Annotated in this window: 22 protein-coding genes; 11 read left to right on the top strand and 11 right to left on the bottom strand. The window is 34.8% G+C overall.

The window, feature by feature from the left end; all coding sequences use genetic code 11:
• Positions 1-10: 10 nt before the first annotated feature.
• The 4 genes from LV89_RS14035 to LV89_RS14020 form a co-directional block, all read right to left on the bottom strand.
• Positions 11-865, bottom strand: coding sequence for a fumarylacetoacetate hydrolase family protein (locus tag LV89_RS14035; protein ID WP_109743539.1), 855 nt, complete (start codon positions 863-865; stop codon positions 11-13).
• Positions 866-869: 4 nt separating this feature from the next.
• Complete coding sequence (locus LV89_RS14030; RefSeq protein ID WP_109743538.1) at positions 870-1,535, bottom strand: SGNH/GDSL hydrolase family protein; 666 nt, start codon at positions 1,533-1,535, stop codon at positions 870-872.
• Between the two features lie 269 nt (positions 1,536-1,804).
• Positions 1,805-2,569: an SDR family NAD(P)-dependent oxidoreductase gene (locus LV89_RS14025; RefSeq protein ID WP_109743537.1), complete on the bottom strand. Its 765-nt coding sequence runs from the start codon at positions 2,567-2,569 to the stop codon at positions 1,805-1,807.
• Positions 2,570-2,611: 42 nt separating this feature from the next.
• The gene (locus LV89_RS14020) at positions 2,612-2,941 is read right to left on the bottom strand and encodes an L-rhamnose mutarotase (protein WP_109743536.1); all 330 of its coding nucleotides are present in this window, start codon (positions 2,939-2,941) and stop codon (positions 2,612-2,614) included.
• Positions 2,942-3,114: 173 nt separating this feature from the next.
• Between LV89_RS14020 and LV89_RS14015 the strand changes: the two genes are divergently transcribed.
• The 3 genes from LV89_RS14015 to LV89_RS14005 are packed head-to-tail and all read left to right on the top strand — an operon-like array spanning position 3,115 to position 6,677.
• Positions 3,115-3,885: a MeeY/MeeF family manganese export membrane protein gene (locus tag LV89_RS14015; RefSeq protein ID WP_109743535.1), complete on the top strand. Its 771-nt coding sequence runs from the start codon at positions 3,115-3,117 to the stop codon at positions 3,883-3,885.
• Positions 3,886-3,887: 2 nt separating this feature from the next.
• Positions 3,888-4,103 carry a membrane protein insertion efficiency factor YidD gene (gene yidD / locus LV89_RS14010; protein ID WP_109743534.1) on the top strand — a complete coding sequence of 72 codons (216 nt, stop codon included), beginning with the start codon at positions 3,888-3,890 and terminating at the stop codon, positions 4,101-4,103.
• Between the two features lie 39 nt (positions 4,104-4,142).
• Entirely contained in the window at positions 4,143-6,677 is a 2,535-nt protein-coding gene (locus LV89_RS14005; RefSeq protein WP_109743533.1) for a M14 family metallopeptidase, read from the top strand.
• Between the two features lie 131 nt (positions 6,678-6,808).
• Here the strand turns inward: LV89_RS14005 and LV89_RS14000 are convergent, their stop codons facing one another.
• The 4 genes from LV89_RS14000 to ligA all read right to left on the bottom strand — a co-directional run bounded on the left by LV89_RS14000 (position 6,809) and on the right by ligA (position 10,567).
• Positions 6,809-7,297 (bottom strand): hypothetical protein, encoded by a 489-nt coding sequence (locus LV89_RS14000; RefSeq protein WP_109743532.1) that lies wholly within the window; start codon positions 7,295-7,297, stop codon positions 6,809-6,811.
• Positions 7,278-7,580, bottom strand: coding sequence for a Dabb family protein (locus LV89_RS13995; protein WP_109743531.1), 303 nt, complete (start codon positions 7,578-7,580; stop codon positions 7,278-7,280). The genes LV89_RS14000 and LV89_RS13995 overlap by 20 nt, the downstream gene beginning before the upstream one ends.
• Before the next feature lie 21 nt (positions 7,581-7,601).
• Complete coding sequence (gene dapA, locus LV89_RS13990) at positions 7,602-8,483, bottom strand: 4-hydroxy-tetrahydrodipicolinate synthase (RefSeq protein ID WP_109743530.1); 882 nt, start codon at positions 8,481-8,483, stop codon at positions 7,602-7,604.
• An 80-nt stretch (positions 8,484-8,563) separates the two neighbouring features.
• Complete coding sequence (gene ligA / locus LV89_RS13985; protein ID WP_109743529.1) at positions 8,564-10,567, bottom strand: NAD-dependent DNA ligase LigA; 2,004 nt, start codon at positions 10,565-10,567, stop codon at positions 8,564-8,566.
• A 107-nt stretch (positions 10,568-10,674) separates the two neighbouring features.
• Here ligA and LV89_RS13980 point away from each other — a divergent pair, with 107 nt between their 5' ends.
• The 4 genes from LV89_RS13980 to LV89_RS13965 all read left to right on the top strand — a co-directional run bounded on the left by LV89_RS13980 (position 10,675) and on the right by LV89_RS13965 (position 14,868).
• Complete coding sequence (locus LV89_RS13980) at positions 10,675-11,253, top strand: porin family protein (RefSeq protein ID WP_109743528.1); 579 nt, start codon at positions 10,675-10,677, stop codon at positions 11,251-11,253.
• Positions 11,254-11,370: 117 nt separating this feature from the next.
• Positions 11,371-13,131, top strand: a complete 1,761-nt coding sequence (locus LV89_RS13975; protein ID WP_109743527.1) for a glycosyltransferase family 39 protein — start codon at positions 11,371-11,373, stop codon at positions 13,129-13,131.
• A 94-nt stretch (positions 13,132-13,225) separates the two neighbouring features.
• Positions 13,226-13,885, top strand: coding sequence for a ribulose-phosphate 3-epimerase (gene rpe, locus LV89_RS13970; protein ID WP_109743526.1), 660 nt, complete (start codon positions 13,226-13,228; stop codon positions 13,883-13,885).
• Between the two features lie 80 nt (positions 13,886-13,965).
• Entirely contained in the window at positions 13,966-14,868 is a 903-nt protein-coding gene (locus tag LV89_RS13965; protein WP_109743595.1) for a histone deacetylase family protein, read from the top strand.
• Positions 14,869-14,997: 129 nt separating this feature from the next.
• Here LV89_RS13965 and LV89_RS13960 read toward each other — a convergent pair whose 3' ends face one another.
• Both LV89_RS13960 and LV89_RS13955 read right to left on the bottom strand, forming a co-directional pair.
• Entirely contained in the window at positions 14,998-16,134 is a 1,137-nt protein-coding gene (locus tag LV89_RS13960; protein WP_109743525.1) for a MalY/PatB family protein, read from the bottom strand.
• Positions 16,135-16,140: 6 nt separating this feature from the next.
• Positions 16,141-17,409: an MFS transporter gene (locus LV89_RS13955; protein WP_109743524.1), complete on the bottom strand. Its 1,269-nt coding sequence runs from the start codon at positions 17,407-17,409 to the stop codon at positions 16,141-16,143.
• A 203-nt stretch (positions 17,410-17,612) separates the two neighbouring features.
• Between LV89_RS13955 and LV89_RS13950 the strand changes: the two genes are divergently transcribed.
• Positions 17,613-18,542, top strand: coding sequence for a VOC family protein (locus LV89_RS13950; protein WP_109743523.1), 930 nt, complete (start codon positions 17,613-17,615; stop codon positions 18,540-18,542).
• 122 nt (positions 18,543-18,664) lie between these two features.
• Here the strand turns inward: LV89_RS13950 and LV89_RS13945 are convergent, their stop codons facing one another.
• Positions 18,665-19,399 carry a PI-PLC domain-containing protein gene (locus tag LV89_RS13945; protein WP_109743522.1) on the bottom strand — a complete coding sequence of 245 codons (735 nt, stop codon included), beginning with the start codon at positions 19,397-19,399 and terminating at the stop codon, positions 18,665-18,667.
• 165 nt (positions 19,400-19,564) lie between these two features.
• Here LV89_RS13945 and LV89_RS13940 point away from each other — a divergent pair, with 165 nt between their 5' ends.
• From LV89_RS13940 to LV89_RS13930, 3 genes are all read left to right on the top strand, one after another.
• Positions 19,565-20,467 carry an MBL fold metallo-hydrolase gene (locus LV89_RS13940; protein ID WP_109743521.1) on the top strand — a complete coding sequence of 301 codons (903 nt, stop codon included), beginning with the start codon at positions 19,565-19,567 and terminating at the stop codon, positions 20,465-20,467.
• A 179-nt stretch (positions 20,468-20,646) separates the two neighbouring features.
• On the top strand, positions 20,647-21,318 hold the full coding sequence (locus LV89_RS13935) for a hypothetical protein (protein ID WP_109743520.1): 672 nt from the start codon (positions 20,647-20,649) through the stop codon (positions 21,316-21,318).
• Between the two features lie 106 nt (positions 21,319-21,424).
• Positions 21,425-23,134 (top strand): IlvD/Edd family dehydratase, encoded by a 1,710-nt coding sequence (locus tag LV89_RS13930; RefSeq protein WP_109743519.1) that lies wholly within the window; start codon positions 21,425-21,427, stop codon positions 23,132-23,134.
• Positions 23,135-23,392 lie beyond the last annotated feature (258 nt).

The raw sequence follows: 23,392 nt of genomic DNA, 5'->3' as shown, positions 1-23,392 counted from the left end.
GAAATCCGTGTTACTTGCTATAATTTACTGCTTTTTGTTTCTGAGTTCCAAGTCCGTCGATACCTAATTCCATGACATCACCTTCTTTCAAATAGATAGGTGGTTTGAAGCCTAAACCTACGCCATGTGGAGTTCCTGTTGAAATAACATCACCAGGAAGAAGCGTCATGAATTGGCTTAAATAGGAAACTAAAGTTGGGATTTTGAAAATCAATTGGTCGGTATTACTAACTTGAAACTGCTTGTCATTTACGTTAAGCCACATTTTTAAATTATTAACATCTTCAATTTCATCTTTAGTCACTAAAAATGGTCCAAGTGGTGCAAAAGTATCGCAACCTTTTCCTTTACTCCAATTTCCTCCTCTTTCTAATTGAAATTCTCTTTCTGAAAGGTCATTGTGTAAGCAATATCCTGCCACATAATCCATGGCATTTTCTTCTTCAACGTACTGAGCTTTTTTACTGATAACGAAAGCTAATTCAACTTCCCAGTCTGTTTTTACAGAATTTTTAGGAATAATTACGTCGTCATTTGGTCCTGATAATGCCGTGGTTGATTTAAAGAAGATGATTGGTTCTTTAGGAATTTCTGCACCAGTTTCACGAGCGTGGTCAGCAAAGTTTAGTCCAATACAAACAATTTTTGAAGGACGAGCCACACATGAAGCAATGCGTACTCCCGCAGGAATTTCCGTTAATGCAACATTACCGTCTTTTAAAGCTTGAGCAAGTGTTGAAAGTCCATCTTTTTCAAAAAAAGATTCGTTATAATCTTGTACATAAGAAGAAACGTCATACATCTTTTCGTCGATGCAAATACCGGGTTTTTCTTCTCCAATTGCTCCAAATCTGAATAATTTCATAATATTATTTAATAATTAAAGGTAACATTTTCTCGGCTACAAACTGATTGCCTAAATCGTTTAAATGTACTCTATCGGTTGTTAAAATCCCTTTTTCTTTGTTCTCCGGGTTATTTTTTGAGTTATAATCTTGAAATTCTTTTCTCAAATCGCAAAGAGCAAGATTATTTTTTGAAGCCAAATTTCTGATAATTTTACTGTATTGGTTCAAATCCCCGTCTTGTTGGTTACTCGCATCATTTTTCTCACCAATGGCAGCAGGCGTACATAAAATAAGCGTAATGTTATTGGCTTTGATTTTATTGATTAATGCTTGGTAAAATCTTTCAAATTTGTCTGGGTCAGTTCCTGTTCCAGAAGTAGCTTTGTGCCAAACGTCATTTACACCAACATACACAAAAACGATGTCTGGTTTTTTGCTTAAAACGTCATCTTCTAAACGTAAGTATAAATCATAAATTTTATTTCCGCCTATTCCTGCACCTACTAATTCATATTTATCTTTTAAACCTTTTTGTTCAAGCATCTGACCAAATTGTGTAATATAACCTTTTGGTTGCACACCTGCTTGTGTGATTGAATCACCAAAGAAGACAATTTTCTTAGGTTTGTCTTGGATAAAAGAAGTCATTGCAAAGAATAACGATGTAATAATTAAGAGTCTTTTCATTGTTTTGAGATTATGTGTTTTTTATCGTAACACAGACTTTAGTCTGTATTGATTTTTTTTACAGACTCGAAGTCTGCATTACTTTTTACAGACCGAAGTCTGTGTTACTTTTTTTACAGACTGAAGTCTGTGTTACTTTTTACAGACTGAAGTCTGTGTTACTTTTTTTACAGACTGAAGTCTGCGTTACTTTTTTACAGACTCGAAGTCTGTGTTACTTTTTACAGACTGAAGTCTGCGTTACTTTTTACAGACTGAAGTCTGTGTTACTAATTATTCAATCGAGTAAATCCTCCGTCAATTGGGTAGTCGCATCCTGTAACAAAACCTGCTTCGTCTGAACATAAGTACAAGGCCAAATGAGCAATTTCTTCAGGTTTTCCCATGCGTCCAATGGGTTGTGATGCCGAAAGTTTATCAAACATTTCGTCGATGTTATCAGGATAATTTTTGGCTAAAAAACCATCAACAAACGGCGTATGTACACGTGCAGGAGAAATACAGTTACAACGAATATTACTTTTCAGATAGTCTTTTGCGATAGATAAAGTCATGGTTAAAATTGCTCCTTTGGACATTGAATAGGCAAAACGGTCTGAAATTCCAACACTTGAAGCCACTGAAGCCATATTTAAAACTACTCCACCGCCTTGTTCTTTCATCATCGGGATTGCCACAAAAAGACAATTGTAAGCACCTTTTACATTAACTTGATAAATTCGGTCGAAATCTTCTTCAGAAGTATTTTCAAGATTGCCCACATGAGCAATTCCTGCATTATTTACTAAAATATCTACCCGTCCAATTTGCTGAAATACTTCCAAAACTTTACCCTGATTTACAATATTGCAGGCATAAGCTTTTGCTTGTCCGCCTTCTTGCAAAATTTGAGCAACCGTTTCATCGGCAGCCACTTGATTGAGTTCAATGATGTTGACAAATGCCCCTTGTTTGGCAAATAATAATGAAATTGCTCTACCAATGCCAGAGCCACCACCTGTAATAATTACTGATTTATCCTTTAATGAAAACATATATTAATGTAGCCAGAGGCTTTAAATTGATGAATACAAAAATTATATCTCGAAAATCTTATCCATAAGCATCCATTTTTCACCATTTTTTGCGGTTGGTAATGCTTGTTGATATTTCCACATGAGTTCTTCCCATTCTTGAACTTTAGGATTTGACGCATCCATTTTTCCTTTTTCCTCAAAACTGAAATAATCCTCAGTTTCCATGAGCATCATCATACGTGTTTGTAAACGATAAATTTGCATTGAAATAATACCAGAATCTTTGATGCTTTTGAGGATTTCAGTCCAGACATTTTGGTGGTAGGCTTCGTATTCGGAAATTAATTGCGGATTGTCTTTTAGGTCAAGCGTTAAACAATATCTTTTCATCGTGTATTTATGATTTTATTGACAAAGAGAACAAAAAACTGCTTATACTCAAAATTTTTAGAGAAAATATTAAAATTTCCTTATATCATATCATTTTAAAATCAGATGCTCTGATAATGTAATCATCCTGTGTTATCTTCGTGAGTATATTTTTTAACATTATTATTCTTAGTATGGATTTTTTGCATCAAATTTTTGGGGAAGACTTAGGGGCGGCAGCTTTAATTATTGGTAATTTAATTTTAATAGAAAGTCTTCTTTCTGTTGATAATGCGGCTGTTTTGGCAACAATGGTCATGGATTTATCACAAGAGGAAAGGAAAAAAGCCCTCAAATACGGTATTTTTGGTGCGTACTTTTTTAGAGGTCTAAGTTTGATTTTTGCATCTATGTTAGTCAAAATTTGGTGGTTAAAACCTATTGGCGGTTTTTATTTATTGTATCTATGTTATGATTATTTTAAGGGAGAAACTACCCCAGAACAAGACGATGATACGCTTGATAAAAAGACCAATTGGTTTTACCGTAAAACAATCGGAGCTTTTGGTCCTTTTTGGGCAACAGTCGCTTTGGTTGAAGTAATGGATTTGGCGTTTTCAATTGATAATGTTTTTGCTGCCGTAGCTTTCACCGATAATTTATACATTATTTGTATAGGCGTTTTTATTGGTATTTTAGCTATGCGATTTGTAGCTCAAGGCTTTGTGAAATTGATGGAACGTTATCCATTTTTAGAAACGGCAGCTTTTTTAGTAATCGGAGTTTTAGGACTTAAACTTTCATCATCTGCATTTTGTCATTTCTACGATGAGAATTTTCTCTGTAAGTTTCTTGAAAGTGAAACTGCCGATATGTATATTTCGCTTATTACCGTTGGGATTTTTGTTGTTCCAATGATTACCTCTTATTTCTTTAATTTTCCTCATCACAAAAAGGAAAAATAGTCATGTCAAAGATTTTTATTGCTATTTTCAGAATTTATCAAGCAATAGTTTCTCCATATTTTCCAAACGCTTGCCGATATACCCCAACTTGTTCTCAATACATGATTGAAGCCATACAAGTTTGGGGATTTTGGAAAGGTTTTCAAATGGGATTAAAACGTATGTCCACCTGTCATCCTTGGGGCGGGCATGGTTATGACCCTGTGCCAAAGAAATAAATCTATCAGAACAATCAACAAACCGATAATAAATTCATCATGAAGAAAAACTCTAACACAAAACTATTTTATGTAGCTTTTTTGCTGACATTCCTATTTCAGTCGAGCTTAATATTTTCACAAACTGCTGTACAAACGCCAGAAGAATTTTTGAATTTCAAAAAAGGTGACCGTTTTTTGCGTCATCACCAAGTGGTAAGTTACTACGAATATATTGCCAGTAAATACCCGTCACAAGTAAAAATCGTAAAGTATGGTTCAACCAACGAAGGTCGCCCTTTAATGGTTGCCATTATTGCCTCTCCCGAAAATTTTAGCCAATTAGAAGAAATTAGAACCAATAACTTAAAGTCAATCGGTTTGATGGAAGGGAAACCTACCAAAAAACAACCTGCCATTGCTTGGTTAAGTTATAATGTTCATGGTAATGAATCTTGTAGTTCAAACACTGCACCATTTACCATTTATGAGTTGTTAAATCCTGCCAATAGCCGTTCAAAAAATATTCTTGCCAATACAGTGGTTATGCTTGACCCATGTATTAATCCAGATGGATACGACCGTTATGTAAATTTTTACAATCAAAAAGTAGGAGGAACGTACAATCCAACACCATCGGCAATTGAACACAATGAACCTTGGCCTGGAGGAAGATTTAACCATTACTTGTTCGATTTGAACCGTGATTGGGCTTGGCAAGTTCAAAAAGAAACGCAGGAAAGAATGGCTTTGTATCGCCAATGGATGCCACATCTTCACGCAGATTTCCATGAGCAAGGTGTTGAAAATCCATATTATTTTTCGCCATCTGCAAAACCTTATCATGAAGATATAACGCCTTGGCAAAGAGAATTCCAAAAGATTTTGGGAGATTATAACAAGAAAGATTTCGATAAAAATGGTTGGTTGTATTTTTCAAAAGAACGTTTTGATTTGCTTTACCCTTCTTATGGCGATACTTATCCAACTTACAACGGGGCTTTTGGCATGACTTACGAACAAGGTGGTTCGGGACGTGCTGGTTTGGGAATTACCAAAAGAGACGGTGATACTTTGACGCTTAAACAAAGAATTGACCACCATTTCAGTACGTCTTTTGCTTGTATGGAGGCAATTTCTAATAATGCTGATAAGACGGTGACAGAATTTATTAAATTTTTTGATAATGCTCAGAAATTTCCAGTTGGACCATACAAATCTTTCGTAATCAAAACGAAAGGTAATGAAAGTCGGGTACGTGAATTTTTGACGTTTTTAGACCGTGAAAACTTCCAATACGGAACGGCAGGAAAAGCATTAATGGCTTCAGGATATAGTTATCAAGACGATAAAAATGAAACGTTTGGTATTGATGCCGAAGACATCGTTATCAATTTATATCAACCACGTTCAACGTTTTTAAAGATTTTATTAGAGCCAAAAACGATGGTTGAAGATTCGCTTACTTATGATATTACGTCTTGGTCGCTTCCTTATGCTTATGGCTTAAATACCTTTGCGATAAAAGATAGAATAAATCCAGCGGGTAAACCAACCTTTACAATGGCAACGGCTAAAGTTGAAAAGCCTTATGCTTATTTAGTAAAATGGCAAGCATTTAGCGAATTGAAATTATTAGCTTCATTATTAAAGAAAGGGATTAAAGTTCGTTCTGCTGCAAAAAGTTTTGAAGTTGAAACTCAATCTTTTAATGAAGGAACTTTAGTGATAACACGTTCGGGAAATGAAAGATTAGGTGACCAATTTGATAAAATTATTAAAGAAGAAACCGAACGTTTGCAAGTTAATTTATTTGCCGTTTCTACGGGAATGGCAACCAAAGGTTCAGATTTTGGTTCGGATAATGTTAGTTATTTGAAACCTCCAAGAATTGCCATTTTATCAGGTGACGGTGTTTCTCCAACTGCTTTTGGAGCAACTTGGCACTTTTTCGATAAGCAAATAGAATATCCTTCAACAGTCTTAGGAGAAAGTTATTTTGCTAATACAGATTTGTCAAAATTTGATGTTTTGATTTTAGCTGATGGTAATTATGGCAAAATTTTAGAAGATAAAACTCTCAACAAAGTGAAAGAGTGGGTGCGTGCAGGTGGACGTTTAGTGGCAGTGCAAGGTGCTTTAAATGCTTTGGCTGGTAAAGATGGGTTTGAATTGAAACATAAAGAAGAAGAAAAGAAAAAAGTATCGGATGCAGAGAAATTAAAGGTTTTTGGGAATGCTGAAAGAGAATCGATTTCAGAAGAAACTCCGGGAAGTATTTATCGTGTTGTGATGGACACTACTCATCCATTAGCTTTTGGATTTGAGAAGAACTATTTTAGTTTAGTCTTAGAATCTTCTGACTATCAGTATCTTAATGAAGGTTGGAATGTAGGTGTTATCAAAGAAAAATCTTTATTAGCAGGATTTGCAGGTTCAGTTGCTCAAGAAAAATTGAAAAATTCTTTAGTTTTTGGAACACAAGATATGGGAAGAGGACAAGTAATTTATTTAGCAAACGACCCAGTTTTCAGAGGTTTCTGGCAAAATGGTAAACTACTTTTTGGTAATGCCGTTTTTGTAGTAGGTAATTAAAAAAAAATATGAGTTATGAATTAAAAATTATGAATTTTGGGAACTATGCTTATAAATTCATACTATTTTTAACTCATAACTCATAACTCATAACTCATAACTCATAACTCATAACTCATAACTCATAAATTCTACTTCAAAACATATCTAAAAGCCGTTCCTGATAAAGTATAACCTGTTGTTTTGGCAGTTGAAAACACTTTGTAATTGACATTCATTAAACCACTTGCACCTAAATCTTGAGCCTGAGCTACCATTCTGTCTAAAAGAGCTTTCTTTTGCTGTTGGTCGTTTCCACGATTTAGCATTGTTCCTTTATATACTTGATTCGGCTGAATTGGGCTTTCATCTGAAATGGTTAATTTCTCAATTTCTTGCACCGTAGTTTGTGGTTGTTCATTCCCAATAAGAATTTCAATCGGATATTTATCTGGAATTTGAAAACCTAAACCCGATTTTTGTTCATATCCACCACTTTGATAATTGGGCTGATAATAGGAAGTTGTCTGAAAGTTTTTATTTGATTTACAACTCATCATTGAACTGCTCAATAATAAACACCCTCCCAAAAATAAACTTAGGGTTTTTCCACTCAATATTCTAAACTGTTTCTGAATCATAAATTAATACCTTTTCCCAAAGGTGGTTACATTCTTCCACAAATTTAACGTGTATCGGGTGGTCTTGGTATAAATCATGTCCAGCGAGGTCGTTAAAAATTGTTAATTCACAATAATCATAACTACGTTCAATGATAGGTCTATCGGTATCAGCAGGTTTGCCTACATTAAAAGTTACAAGCGACTCGATAGCACCAAGCGACTTAACACCATCTACAAATTGTTGACGCTGAGCGTCAGTTAGGTCTTTTTTTAACCAAAAATTTACAACGTGAACGAACATATTGGTAAATATTTTTTAAAATTATAAATTATCTTTCGCTAAAATTACTTCCATTCTTTCTCCCAATTCTTCAGAGGCTTTCACTAATGGTAATCTTACATCAGAAGAACAAAGTCCTTTGATTTCTAAGATTTTCTTAACGCCTACTGGATTTCCTTCTTCGTATAAAAGTGGGTCAATCGCTAAAAAGTCTCCTAAAACACCTCTTGCTTTGGCAAAATCTCCATCAAGAGCAGCATGAATCATTCCTGTGAATTTTGCAGGAATCGCATTAGCAATAACAGACATTACACCAACGCCACCCAAAGCAATAATTGGCACAGCTTGCACATCATCACCCGAAATTATCAAGAAGTCTTCTGGTTTGTCTTTGTAAATTTCCATTACTTGTTCAATGATACAAGAAGCCTCTTTAATACCAATAATATTTGGATGTTGAGCCAAAGTCAAAGTGGTCGCAGAAGACATATTGATACCCGAACGTCCAGGAATATTGTACATAATTACAGGTACTGGACACGCATCAGCAATGGCTGTGTAATGAGCAATTACGCCTCTTGCACCGGGTTTATTATAGTATGGGCAAACAGACAAAATAGCGTCAATTCCTGTAAAATCAGTTTCTTTAATGTATTCCAAAACCTCAGGTGTGTTGTTTCCACCGAGACCGTAAACGATTGGTAAGTTTTTCGGATTGTTCGCTTTAACAAAGTCGAGAATAGCCTTTTTTTCAGCCTTACTCGTCGTTGCCGACTCACCAGTTGTTCCTTGAACAACCAAATAATCAACGCCTCCTTCACTTACGTGGTTAAGAAGGGTTTTCAATCCGTTAAAATCAATACTCCCATCCGCTAACATCGGAGTTACTAAGGCTGGAGCTACGCCATGAAATTTTGGTCTCATTATTAATTGTATAATACGGATTTTATCCGAAACTGTTAAATTATATTTTCCAAACAAATGATGTTTGTGTGGTTTTCATATTAGACTTCCAACATGGTAATAAATTCTTCTTCTGAAATGATTTGAACGCCCAATTTCTGAGCTTTTTCTAATTTAGAAGGTCCTGCTTCAGAGCCAGCTACAAGGTAATTTAGTTTACCCGAAACACCACTTAATACTTTTCCGCCGTTGGCTTCAATCTTGATTTTTAAATCGTCACGTTCAAAGTTTTGAAAAGTACCCGAAATTACGAAAGTTTTTCCTGCTAAAGTGTCACCCTCCACAACTATTTCAATTGCTTCATGAGTAAATTTTAATCCTGCCGATTTCAGTCGAGCAATATATTCTTGATTATCAGCATTTTGAAAGAAATCAACCACACTTTGGGCAATACGTTCGCCAATTTCTGGCACTTGTAATAATTCTTCTTGAGTTGCTTTTGCCATTGCATCAATATTATTGAAATAACTCGCTAATTTTTCTGCCACTGTTGCTCCAACAAAACGGATACCTATCCCAAAAAGGACTTGCTTGAAAGGAATCTCCTTTGATTTTTCTACCCCCTTTAAAATATTTTGAATAGATTTTTCTTTAAATCCTTCCAAACCGCCTAAATCTTCACGCTTTAAATCATATAAATCGGCGGGACTTTTTACTAAACCTCTTTTATAAAATAAGTCAATCGTTTCTGTTCCTAAATTTTCAATATTGAGTGCTTTTCGTTGGATGAAATGCTCAATTTTGCCTTTAATTTGTGGAGGGCAACCTTTTTCGTTAGGACAATAATGATTGGCTTCGCCTTCTTTTCTGATTAGTGAAGTCCCACATTCTGGACAATTCTCTGGGAAAATGACTTTTTCAAGATTGTCCTTTCTTTTGCTTAAATCTACGTTAGTAATTTTCGGAATAATTTCTCCACCTTTTTCTACAAAAACATAATCACCCAAGTATAAATCTAAGCGTTCGATTTCGTTGGCATTGTGAATACTCGCACGTTTTACCGTTGTACCTGCCAAAAGTACAGGTTTCAAATTGGCAACTGGTGTAATATTGCCTGTTCTACCAACTTGATAACTGACTGATTCTAAAAGTGTTGATGCCGATTCTGAAGGGTATTTGTAAGCAATCGCCCATCTTGGAGATTTTGCGGTATATCCTAAAACTTCTCTTTGAGCAAAAGAATTTAGTTTGATAACAATGCCGTCCGTATTGAGGGGTAAATTGTGTCTTTCAGTGTCCCAATGATTGATAAATGCTAAAACTTCTTCAATATTATGGCATTTTTTCCAAGTTGGAGAAACGTTGAAACCCAACTCTTTCATCTCAATTAGACTTTCTTCATGCGTAGCAAATATTTCGTTTTCGGATAGAAATTGATAGATATAACAATCCATTTTGCGTTTGGCAACTACCCCAGAATCTTGCATTTTGAAAGTGCCAGAAGCGGCATTTCTTGGATTTGCCAATAATTGTTCGCCAATATCTTCTCGCTCTTTATTCAAATTTTCAAAAGAACTTAGGGGCATAAAGCCCTCTCCACGGACTTCAAAGCTAACTGGCATATTTTTTGCTTTGATATTCAGTGGTAATGTTCTTATTGTTTTTACATTGGCAGTAATGTCGTCGCCTCTAACTCCATCGCCACGAGTAACACCACGAGTCAGGACGCCATTTTCAAACCACATAGAAAGAGCAACGCCATCAAATTTTAATTCACATATATACTCGTAAGGTTCATCGTTTAGTCCTTTACGAACTCTTTCATCAAAATCCGCCAATTCTTGAGCATTGTAAGTATTTCCCAAAGAAAGCATAGGGAAACGATGCGTAACTGATTCAAATTCTTTCGAGATAGTTCCACCTACTCGATGAGTTGGCGAGTCTTCACGTACAAAATCTGGATGAAGTTTTTCTAAATCACTCAGTTTTTCCAAAAGTTTATCAAATTCAAAATCCGAAATTTCGGACGTAGCTGTTTGATAGTATAGAAAACTATAATGATTTAACTGGTCTGTCAGTTGATTAATCTGTTCTTGAGGATTCATATAAAAAAATAAATTTTGGCTAATTTACCGCCAAATAATAAATAACGATAAGTATTTTCTTAAAATAAAACTAATTTTACGTTTACACGTCCCTAATTTTGTGAATCATGAAAAAATCCTTTACTGCTCAAATATTCAAAGTATTTATTGTAGGACTACTAATTACTTTAACACACACCACATTTTCACAGTCAAATATCAGATTTGGAATTAGAGGTGGAGCTCATGCAGGTACGCAATGGGGGAGAAACATCATTTACAATCCACAAGGAACTTTAGTTGGTTTTGAAGGTGGGGTTTTTGCAAATATTGCTCTTTCAGAAGATATTTCATTGTGTCCAGAAATTGCTTTTTCTCAAAAGGGTTTTAAAATTGACACTTCTCAAATCACTTCAAATTACATAGAAGTTCCGTTGTTATTAAAAATTAACATGGGTGACGAAGGACTTTATACCGTAATTGGACCTTATGCGTCATATTTGCCAACTGTAAACGATAAAGTATATAATGAAGAAGCACTTGGTTGGGGTGGAATTTTAGGATTCGGTGTTAAATTAGGAGAAAACGCTTTTATAGAAGGACGTTATAATTTTAGTGCCAATATTTGGCGATTAAGCAATGATGTTACTAATCCTTATGGTTTTAGAAATACAACCATTGGTTTGTCATTAGGCTATTTATTTTAGACAAAAAAATAATCAAACGATTCACTTTATTGCTTAGGGCAATATTTCATCATATTTTTGTATCGAATTTCAAAACACGGAATTTTCTTCCGTGTTTTTTATTTTAATCCATATCAAATGACTCTTTCCCGTTACGCATATTTACTTCTCACCTTTATTGTTATTCTGGCATTTAGTTTAAGAGTTTATAACCTCGACAAACATGGTATTTTCTATGATGAAAAAGCCTCTGTTTTGGTAAGTCAGGGAATGGCAATGGAAGGAAATTCTCAGAAGAATTGTTTTCATACTGAAGGCAAAAATACTTTCACGCCTAAAGAATTTTGGGCTGATAAGAATCTTGAAGATTATTACGACAGTATCCGCAGAAGTGACATTGGGAACAGTCCATTTTATTATGTTATTCTTCATAATTGGATAAATTTCTTCGGAATATCCGATTTTGCTACCCGTTTTTTATCAGTTTTGTTTAGTTGTGCTACGCTTTTACTCTTATTTTTCTTCATCAAAGAGCATTTTAATAACGTCATTTTAGCATTATTAGCGTCTTTTCTGATGGCAATTGAACCATTTTTTATTGCATACAGTCAGCAAGTTCGCAATTATTCATTGAGTTTCTTTTTGACACTTTTAGCAACGCATATTTTTCTGAAAATTATCAAAAATGAAGAGAAAAACGTTAAAAATAACGGCTTGTATATTTTTTATGGCATTCTTTCAGCCATGTGCCTTTTGTCGCATTTTTTGACGGCTACTGTTTTTATGGGACACGGATTATATGTTTTGTTATTTGTCAGAAAAATGCGTCCGTGGATATTGTTGCCCTTATCACTAACTATTGGAGCGGCAGCTTTTGGATATTGGATAACTTTTGGAGGAGGCAATTACACTTTTCAAACACTTGGTTATCAAGCGAAGATTTACTACAAAGAAGCTCATGCAGTTCCTAATTTACACGCTGGTTATATTGACCCCGCAACGGTTGGCAATGTCTCGAAAAAATCGCTACCCATTTTTACGGATTTATTCATTAGTAGCAACGGTTTAGCGAGTACCATTGCTGGGAAAAAGAATTTGATTTTAGCTTTTCTTATTTCAATTTTCTCGGTTTTTGCATTAATAAAATACCGACAAGGCAAGAATTTGAAGTGGTTGCGAGTTGTTTCAATTTTTTGTGTTTTTGCCTCTATTCTTGCATTTAAGGGGCAAAGCATTTCTTATTTAGAAGTGATAAATTGTGGGCTTTTGTTTTATTTGCTTACCGAATATTGGAAAGATACCAAAGGTGAAATGCAAAGAAAACAGAATTGGTTTTTATTGATTTTGACCTTTTTGCCAACCGTTTTTCTGGTTTTGGTAACTTTTAAAAATGGACATACTTTCGGACTAACTCAACGTTACTCTGGTTTTTCATTTCCCTATTCTATCATTTTGGTTAGTTTGGCATTGATTCAAGCAGGAATAAAGTCAAAACCTGTAAATTATGCTATTTGGGCAGTTTTTGTAATTCATTTGTTTACTTTGACACAAACAATTCAACAAGTTTTGGGTGATGAATCATTAAAATATAATTACCGAGACAAAGCAAGAGGCGAAAATCCTTATCCAAAAGTGGCAGAAAGTCTAACTAAAATGTACCAAACTGGAGACACAATTGTTTATCCGTCTTACAGTAAAGAAGTCTATAAATCAGATGTTTATACTGCCAATATTAAGAAATCGGTTTTAGATGCACAGTACGTAAATTTGTATTTACCAAAAGATGCAGAATATATCCAAACTGTTGATGCACAAGAACGTGATAAAGTGTTTTTAAAGAAAAAAGACGGTAGAAAAATACAAATCTTTGATTTTAAAGGTGATACGTTTAGGTATTAACTTCAAGTACCACAGACTTTAGTCTGTAATTATAATAGCTCGACAACAGACTAAAGTCTGTGTTACAATTTTTTAAATTTTCAAAATAGTACAAATGAATACTACAATAATTGCCCCATCAGTGCTTGCTGCTGACTTCGCTAACCTTCAAAGAGATATTGAAATGGTTAATAATTCTCAAGCAGATTGGTTTCATATTGACGTAATGGACGGACAGTTTGTTCCAAATATTTCTTTTGGTATGCCAGTAATTGAAGCCATTAAAAAGCACGCAAAAAAGCCATTAGATGTGCATTTAATGATTGAAAAACCAGAAAGATACATCGAAACTTTTGCCAAAATTGGGGCTGATATTATCACTGTTCACCACGAAGCAACGGTACATTTGCACCGTACTTTGAAGCAAATTAAAGATGCTGGTTGTAAAGCAGGAGTGGTATTGAATTTATCAACGCCTGTGTCGGTTTTAGAAGACATTTTACCTGATTGTTACATGGTTTTGTTGATGTCGATTAACCCGGGTTTTGGTGGACAGAAGTTTGAAGAAATGACTTATGCAAAGGTGAAAAAACTTCGTAAAATGATTGATGAGCAAGGTTTGGACACTTTAATTGAAATTGATGGTGGTGTAAATAACGTAACTGGCCCAAAATTAATTGAAGCAGGTGCAGACGTTTTAGTAGCTGGAAGTTATGTTTTCAATGCTGAGAATCCAACAGAAACTATTGCTCATTTGAAGACTTTTAAGCGATAGAATGGCAACTTCCCGAAAGTTATTTCTACTTTCGGGAAGTTAAAATGAAAGATAGTTCAGACCAATATGCCGCTAAAAATATGCTCCAAATAGCGTACTCGCCCATTTATCAGCATCCTTTGCCCGAAGGACACCGTTTCCCGATGATAAAATATGAGCTAATTCCCGAACAGCTCATTTATGAAGGAACTTGCACCACTGATAATTTCTTTACTCCCCAACCTGTTGATGAAAAATGGATTTTGAGAACTCATTCCAAAGATTATTGGGAAGATTTGAAAAACTTGAAAATTGACCCAAAAATGATTCGTAAAATAGGTTTTCCATTATCAAATGAGTTGGTTCAGCGTGAGATTATTATTGCCCAAGGAACGATTGATTGTTGTCACTTTGCTTTACAATTTGGCATTTCTTTAAATGTTGCAGGAGGTACGCACCATGCTTATTCAAATCGAGGAGAAGGTTTTTGTTTGTTGAATGACGTAGGAATTGCGGCTAACTATTTGTTGGATAATCAATTAGCAAAGAAAATTTTGGTAGTCGATTTAGATGTTCACCAAGGAAATGGCACGGCTGAAATTTTCCAAAATGAAGAACGTGTTTTTACTTTTTCGATGCACGGAAAAGAAAATTACCCTTTGCATAAAGAAAAATCTGATTTAGATATTGAGCTACAAACCTACACCCAAGACGAAGCATATCTTTCTATTTTATACGCAACTTTACCACAAATTATAGAAAACCAAAAGCCTGATTTCTTATTTTTTATCTCAGGAGTAGATATTTTGTCAACGGATAAATTGGGCAAATTGAGTGTTTCAACACAAGGTTGTTATCGTAGAGATGAATTTGTTTTTGAGCAAGCCCTAAAGAATGAATTGCCAATTGTAGTATCAATGGGAGGAGGGTATTCTCCGCAAATTAGAGATATTGTTGAGGCACATTGTAATACCTTTCGTTTAGCAGAAAAGATGTTTTTTTAGAAATGTTAAATTCGTAAATTACAGTTCAAATCAACAAAACTTATTCATCATGAACAAACGATTACCACTAATATTTAGGCTTTTTAAATTAGAATAGCCAACTTTTTGAAAAGTTGGCTATTCTGAAATTTATAAAACACTCTTAATACGTTTTACAGCTTCTTCCAAAACTGATTTTGGACAGGCAAAATTGAGTCTCAAAAAGCCTTCACCCATAAATACGTTTCCATTCATAAGTCGTACACCAGCTTTTAATATTTTCTCTTGAATATCTGCAATTCCTGTTTCTTTGGCATCAATCCAAGCCAAATAAGTAGCTTCGAGGGGAAGCATTTTCAAGCCTTTATAACCATTTAATTCTTGATACAAAAAATCGTGATTTGTTTTCAAATAATCCACTAATTGCAAACGCCAATCTTCACAATCACGATAGGCAACCAATGCCGCCACCAACGAATGACGAGTAAGCGGAGGGAAGAAACCATTTTTGGCATCTTCAAATTTCTTTCGCAATTCAGGATTTGGAATAACTGCAACTGAACAACCCAATCCTGCAATATTAAAAGTTTTAGAAGGAGCTAAAAGTGTTATAGTCATATTGGCTGCTTCTTCACTCAAACTGGCAATTGGAATATGTTTTTTTGATTCGTCCAAAATCAAATCGCAATGAATTTCGTCTGAACAAATGACTATTTCATGTTTTTTACAAATCGTAACTAATTGTTCCAATTCTTCTTTTGTAAAAACCGTTCCTGCGGGATTATACGGATTACAAAGCATAAATAGCTTAGTATCAGATGTGATAGCTTTTTCAAGAGCCTCAAAATCAAACGTCCAACGGTTATCAACTTCTTTCATTGGGAACGTTTGTAGCTTTTTTCCAACATAATTTGGAGCCAAATGAAAAGGATGATAAACAGGAATTGAGGTCATTACTCCTTCTCCAATTTCGCCAATAGCTCTACAAGTTGCAGTAATGGCAGGTACTAATCCCGGAATCCAAACTTGCCAATCTTTTTCAGCTTTCCAACCATAAAGTCTTTCTAAACGCTCCTGAAAAACGTCTCGTAACACTTCTGGAATGACGGAATATCCAAAAACGCCATGTTCAGTAACTTCCCTTAATGCCTCCAAAATGGGTTCAGCACTTCTAAAATCCATATCAGCCACAGGCATTGGAATAGTCCCTTCTGGGTCGTTGAAGAAATCCCATTTAAAAGAATCAGTATTTTTTCTATTAATAACTTCGTCGAAATTGTATTGCATAAAGTTCTAAGAATTGATTTTGTTTACGTAAGCTCTGAATTTTATGGAAATGAAAAACACAAAAATCATCAAACTTGCATTTATTAAAAATGGCACTTGGTAAGAATTTTCTAAATTATAAATTTTTGCGGTAAGAAATGGCCCTAAAAATGAACCTCCGCCTTCAAACATACTAATTGTTCCGTTGATTTTTCCTGCCTCTTTTAGTCCAAATGTTTTCACAGCGATTAAATTGTAAAGGGAGTAAATTCCGCCCCAACTAATTGCCAAAAGCAAAATGGAAGGTAAAATAAAACTGGTATTCATTGTTCCAAAACCTAAAAGCCCGACAATCATAATTAAGCAACAAACCGTAAATACAAGGTAAGGATTAATATAGTCAGAAAAGATAGAAACAACTAATTTGCTTAAACCTGCTACTAAAAAATAGATGGTTAAAAAATAACTCGCATTATGTTCGGTATATCCAGACTCTACAACGTGTAAAAATGTATTAGCAATTGTGCCGACTAAACTATAAAATGTACAGAATCCACAAATACAAATAAGCCAAAACAAATGAGTTTTTGATGCTTCTTTATAGCTCATTCCCTGATTTAATAAATCAGAATCAGGAATATTATTGTTTTTTGAAGGATTCCCTAAGGCAAATATTCCGATATTGGCAGGAGAGTTGTGTACGAAGAAATAAATGTAAACGAATAAAATAGCAGGAAAAATTGATAAGATTTTAAAGGCTTCTCGCCACCCATAATTGCATAAAAGGTGCATATTTAATGGTGAAAAAATAGCACTTCCCAAACTTGTGCCTACCAAAACAATACCCAATGCTAAACCTTTTTTTTCATTGAACCATGAAGAAACCAAAATGATACAAGCCACTGAACCAGCTGTAATCATGGCAATGCCAAGAAAGAAATGAGCAAAATATGCTTGGTATTTATTTTGAACAAAACTGTAACCAAGTAAAGTAAATGCTAAAGTAAATGTCCCGAAAAGTAACATTTTTTTGACCCTTATTTTATCAATGATTAAACCCGAAATAAAGATGAAAAGTAGCGTAATACTGTTAGTAACAGATTCACGAAGTTTAAGTTCTTCACGTGTCCAATGAAATTCCGATAAAAAAGCGTTATCAAAAACTGAAAGTGAAGTAGTTGTTAATCCATTGATAACAATCAAAATCAGTAGCCCTGAGAAACAAATTATCCACGGGTAATATTTTTGTTTCCAGTTTGGGGTTATTATTTGCGTTTGAATATTTTCTTGAAACATTCTAATTATCTATTGGTTTGCTTATCAGACTTATTTTATTAACTATCAATATGGTTTATGGGTTCAAGAACAGCCAAAATAAGTTGATTTACTTCCAATTTGCATAATATTTTAGCTCAAATGGATTAGTTGTTCAATGATTGCTTTTCGTTAACTGGAAAACTTGGTAAATTGCACGCAATCCCTAAGTTTCCCCCTAACCGATGAAAATATTTAAGTTAAATCTCATATTATTGGTGTTTTTGGCTTTCCCAAATTTTGCTCAAAAACCAATCATGCTCGACAATATTCACTATACTGTTCGTGATTCTGCGTCGAAAAAAATGGCTACTGATTTTTTTAAAGTATTCTTCAATGCCAAACAGATTTCGGAAGAAACCGAAAATCCTTTGACATTTATGGATATTCTAACCCTAAATTCTCACGAAACAACTATTAATATTTCTTTTATTGATTCTTCAAAGATTGAAACTGAGATGAAGCCCCAAAATTTTTCACCGATTTATGGTGTACATTGGTTGGCAATCAATACAAAAAGTATCAGGAAGAGTGTTAAAGCACTGTTAAAGCGTGGGTATAATTTTGCAGCTGAAGATTTTACACTTCCCAACGAACCAGACGTTAATGCAGTAGCAATGTATGGTTTTGATAACAATATAATCGTTTTGGTTGAACGTCCGCATTTGAAAGTAAAAACATCTTTTAGCATCGACCACATTCAATTAATTGTTAAAAATTTAGAGAATAATGTCAAATTTTATCAGGATGTTTTAGGAGCGGAGGTTGTTGATAAAAAAGACCGCTCGACGGTTTTGAAAATAGGAAATCAGAAAATTGTTTTGTCAGAACCAGAGGCACTTGGTTTAGTCAGAGAACAAGTTTTGGAAAGAGATACCACCAAATTTACTTCCCATATCGACTATCTTGGTTTTTTGTATGATGAAGTAGAACCTGCTTTTTATGCTGCTAAAGCCAATAATTATACCATTCTTTCAGAACCTAAAGCCTTGATTTTTAATGAGAAACTGACGCCATATACAATTTGTACAGTTTTAAGTCCTGATAATTTAGAGATTGACCTAATCCAAGAAGAGGGAAGAACGGCTGGACGAACTTTTGTGAAAGTAAAATAATGCAAGGAGAAAATATTAAGTAGGTATTAGGATTTAGTATTATCATAATGTTGTTACAAAATAAAAATAATACAGCCTTTAGTCTTCTGTAAGTTGAATAACAGACTAAAGGCTGTGTTACTTTATCTCATAAAATTTGCTAAAAGCTCCAAATCATCTGTCCCAATATAATCAACGCCCAAATTCTTCAAAGTTTCAAATCCTAAAACTGTATTCGGGGTTGCCCATAACCTCACTTTCTTACCTTTACTGTGATTTTCCTCCACAAATACGCTGATTTTTTGAGCGATTTCTTCCGATAATGGCGTTTTGCCTGCCCAATATTTTCCAAAATCACTCATACTCGAACTCACGATTGTCACTCTTTTGTACTCATTCGTCGAATAAATTTGCTCTTTTCTCCCATCAAATGAAAATATATTGTCAAAGTCTTTAAATTCGCTTGGCTTTGGCATATCTCCGCTAATTGTAATGGTTACGTATTTTAGAGCTTTTTTGTGAGGTTTTAATTTTTCCGTGAGAAGTATGAGAATCTCCTTTCCATCTTTTTTTAAGTCAATTAATAAATGTAGAGACTTTTTATTAGGATAAGGATAGCCGTTATTTTCTTGTATTTTCTGCAAAATAGGATTTATGTAGAGAGTCATTAACGTGCGGTCTGGCGAGATTTTATCCCAATCATGTGCCACATAAAGCTCATTATTTTTGAGGTAAACATCTGCTTCGATAGAATTAAATCCTAAATTATATGCCGCAAAAAACGGTTGTTTCTGCTCATAATCATTGTGTGAATGAGTTAATTGTGCCGATAATTTGAAACACAACAGAAACAAAATAGTTAAATTGAGATAACGCATAATTAAAGGTTTTATGAAAAGTAAAGATAATTCTTCCCTGAGATTTTTATATTAATCTGAAGTTATTTATTAGACATTTAACAATCAGTTTTGTCATAATCGTAAATCGTAATTCATAAATCGTCACTTTAAACAATCATATCCACAAACATTAAAATCTTACAAATGAACCGCAGAAATTTTATTCAAAACTCAGCTCTCACGCTTGGGGCATTTACCTTGCTCCCCAATGGAATATGGGCAAAATCGAAACTTGATACTCCTTATAAAATTAAAGAATTGAGAGGAGGTGTTAGTGTTTTTACCGAAAAAGGAGGAACGATTGCTTATTTACAATCATCAAAAGGCATGGTTGTCGTTGATTCTCAATTTCCAGAACAATCGCAACATTTGATTGATGAATTGAAAAAACAATCAACGACTCCTTTTAAATTATTGATAAATACCCACCATCATGGCGACCATACTGGTGGAAATATCTCTTTCAAGGGTTTAGTTGAACACGTTGTAGCTCATGAGAACTCTCTAATAAATTCAAAAAACGTTGCTCAAAAGCAAAAAAACGAAGAAAAACAGCTTTTTGCAGACGTTACCTTTAAGGATACTTGGAAACAGAAAGTTGGTAAAGAAAAAATAAAAGCCCATTATTTTGGAGCTGGACACACAAATGGAGATGCAGTTATTCATTTTGAGAATGCCAATGTAGCACATTTAGGAGATTTACTTTTCAATCGTAGGTATCCATTTGTGGATAGGTCAGCAGGTGCAAATATCAATAGTTGGATTAACGTTTTGGACAAAATTCATCACACCTTTGATAACGAAACAATTTTTATATTTGGTCATGCCTTTGACCCTGAAAAAATTACGGGCAATAAAGAAGACATCAATGCTTTTAAGGATTATTTAGAAAAACTATTAGTGTTTGTTGATTCCGAAATTAAAGCAGGAAAATCGAAAGAAGAAGTCATGAAAGCTACCTCAGTTCCTTGCGTTACTGAATGGAAAGGTGATGGGATTGTTCGTAGTTTGCAAGCTGCCTACGAGGAATTGACGGAGAAAAAGTAAGTACAAAGACGATTTAAGAACACGTATTGGAATTAGATTTGACAACTTTTTTGAAAGTTGTCAAATCTGAACAAACTTAGCAAAGGTGCTTTTTGTTTAAAACATCTCATTAGTAAAAAATATTTGTCAAGCCCTAAAAACTTCATAGCTTTGCATAAACTGAATTTTCTTTTCATTCTATGCAGAAATCAAAAACTTTTATACTCATTTTATTTCTTTTTGTCGTGGCTTTGGTGGGGGCTTTATATTGGTTTGAAAACCAAGAATCGAGCATTGAAGAAAATGAGTACATAGCCCTTCCTGATAGTTTAATTCAGCAAATAAAGACCAATGATTCACTTGAAAAAGCTGAATTTTTGAATGTATCTCCACCTAAACTGCATGAAACTACAAGTAATGAAAAGTTTTTTGAGCAAAAAAAAGAGGCTTATACCTTTCAACTTTTTAGAGATTCAACGGGGGTGAAATTAGTGGTTTTATTTGGTACGCAAGTAATTGGTGAAAGTCATGATAAAAGCCTCTCAAACGCAAACAGAGCAGAAACAAGTGATTTGAATTCTGATGGTTATCCCGAAATATTAGTCTATTCAAAAAAAAATTCTAAACTCACTTTTATAGGCTTTGAAGCACAAAATGGACTTCAAAAATTTGTCCTTCCCCAGTTGATGGGCAGGCAGTCATTTGGATATGCAGGACAGGATACGCTCTTCATCGAAAACAACAATCTTGTACGCCGATTTCAATTCAGAAATGCACAGTTTTCAGCATTTCCTTCTGGTACACGTACCTGTGAGTACGCTTTAGGACATGATTTGAGATTCACAATGGTACGAACTTTAGACACCGAGTAATCATGTACGACAGGTTTCCAACCTGTCATTAAGATAAATCGACGGTTTTGATACGTCAAAAAATAAACTGACAGACTGGAAATCTGTCTTACTTTAAAATCTCAAAATGGAAAAATTACGCTCACAAAATTGGTTCGGTAAAACGGGCAAAGATGGTTTTATTTATCGTGCATGGATGAAAAATCAGGGAATTCCTGATGATATGTTTGATGGTCGTCCTGTAATTGGAATTTGCAATACATGGTCTGAACTCACACCTTGTAATGCACACTTTAGAGATTTGGCGGAATCTGTGAAAAAAGGAGTTTATGAAGCAGGTGGTTACCCTGTCGAATTTCCCGTAATGTCATTGGGAGAAACTTTAATCAAACCAACAGCCATGTTGTACCGCAACTTGGCAAGTATGGATGTGGAAGAATCTATTCGTGCAAATCCTATTGACGGAGTAGTTTTACTTTGTGGATGTGACAAAACAACACCTTCTCTTATTATGGGAGCTTGTAGCGTAGATATTCCAACTTTGGTAATTTCGGGCGGGCCAATGTTGAAAGGACATTGGAGAGGTAAAGACATTGGAACTTCTGATGTTTGGCGTTTTGCGGAGGCTTTTAAATTGGGAGAAATCAACGAAAAGCAATTGGTAGAGGCGGAGGGTTGTATGGCTCGTACACAAGGGCATTGTGCCGTAATGGGAACTGCCTCTACAATGGCAACTATGGTGGAAGCTTTAGGACTTTCGTTACCAAATAATGCGGCTATTCCTGCGGCAGATGTTCGTAGAAAAGTGATTTCTCAATTGTCAGGAAGACGTATAGTTGAAATGGTTAAAGAGGACTTGACTCTCTCTAAAATCTTGACAAGAGAAGCATTTGAGAATGCCATTATGATAAATGCAGCGATTGGAGGCTCAACAAATTTTGTGATTCACTTGTTAGCAATTGCAGGTAGAATCGGAATTGAATTGAACATTGAAGATTTTGATAAATTTTCACATAATATTCCTTTAATTGCTAATATTCAGCCTTCCGGAGTACATTTTATGGAGGATTTATATTATGCTGGAGGACTTCCTGCGGTGATAAAAGAGCTAAAATCGGTGCTTCATAATGATGCTCTGACGGTGAACGGTCGTTCAATTGGGGCGAATTCTGAAGATGCAGAGGTATTTAGTAGAGATATTGTAGGTACGATGGAAGAACCTTTCAAAGAAAACTCAGGTATTGCAGTTGTGAGAGGAAATCTTGCCCCGAATGGTGCAGTAATTAAGCCATCTGCGGCAACTCCAGCATTGATGATTCATAGAGGAAAAGCAGTGGTTTTTGAAACTATTGAAGACTATCACGCTCGTATTGATGACCCCAATTTAGAAGTAGATGAAAATTCAGTTTTGGTGCTAAAAAATGTAGGGCCAAAAGGTTATCCAGGAATGGCAGAAGTTGGAAATATGGGCATTCCGAAAAAACTTTTAGAAAAAGGAGTTCATGACTTAGTAAGAATTTCTGATGGACGAATGTCTGGAACGGGCTTTGGAACAGTTGTTCTTCACGTTTCTCCAGAAGCCGCAGCGGGAGGAAATTTAGCTTTAGTTCAAAATGGTGACATTATCAGTTTAAATGTTCCAGAAAGAACTTTGCATTTAGAAGTATCAGATGAAGAACTTGCTGAAAGACGTAAAAATTGGCAAGCTATCGACCTAAATATCTCTCGTGGCTATGTAAATTTATATATCAATCACGTAGAACAAGCCCATTTAGGTGCAGATATGGATTTCTTGAAAGGAAAATCTGGAAGTGTCGTAACGAGAGATTCTCACTAAAATAAACTTTATTAGACTTCCTGCGAAAGTGTTTTATGATTGAAAAATGGTATATTTTCGAGTGAAAATAGCGGGAATTTTGAAAGCATATCAGAGAAATGGGGGGATGCCCAATCTTGAAAAATTTTCGCTATTTGTAGCCGAAAAGATGTTGTTTTACGACTTAAAACACTTTCGCAGGAAGTCTATTTGTAAAAGCAGATTTATGGATAGTTTATTAAATCCGTAAATCTGCTTTTTGCGTATATATGTATGGAG

The sequence above is a fragment of the Arcicella aurantiaca genome (assembly GCF_003148625.1).
GTDB classification, from domain to species: Bacteria; Bacteroidota; Bacteroidia; order Cytophagales; family Spirosomataceae; genus Arcicella; species Arcicella aurantiaca.
This window is presented reverse-complemented; position numbering and strand designations above follow the sequence as displayed.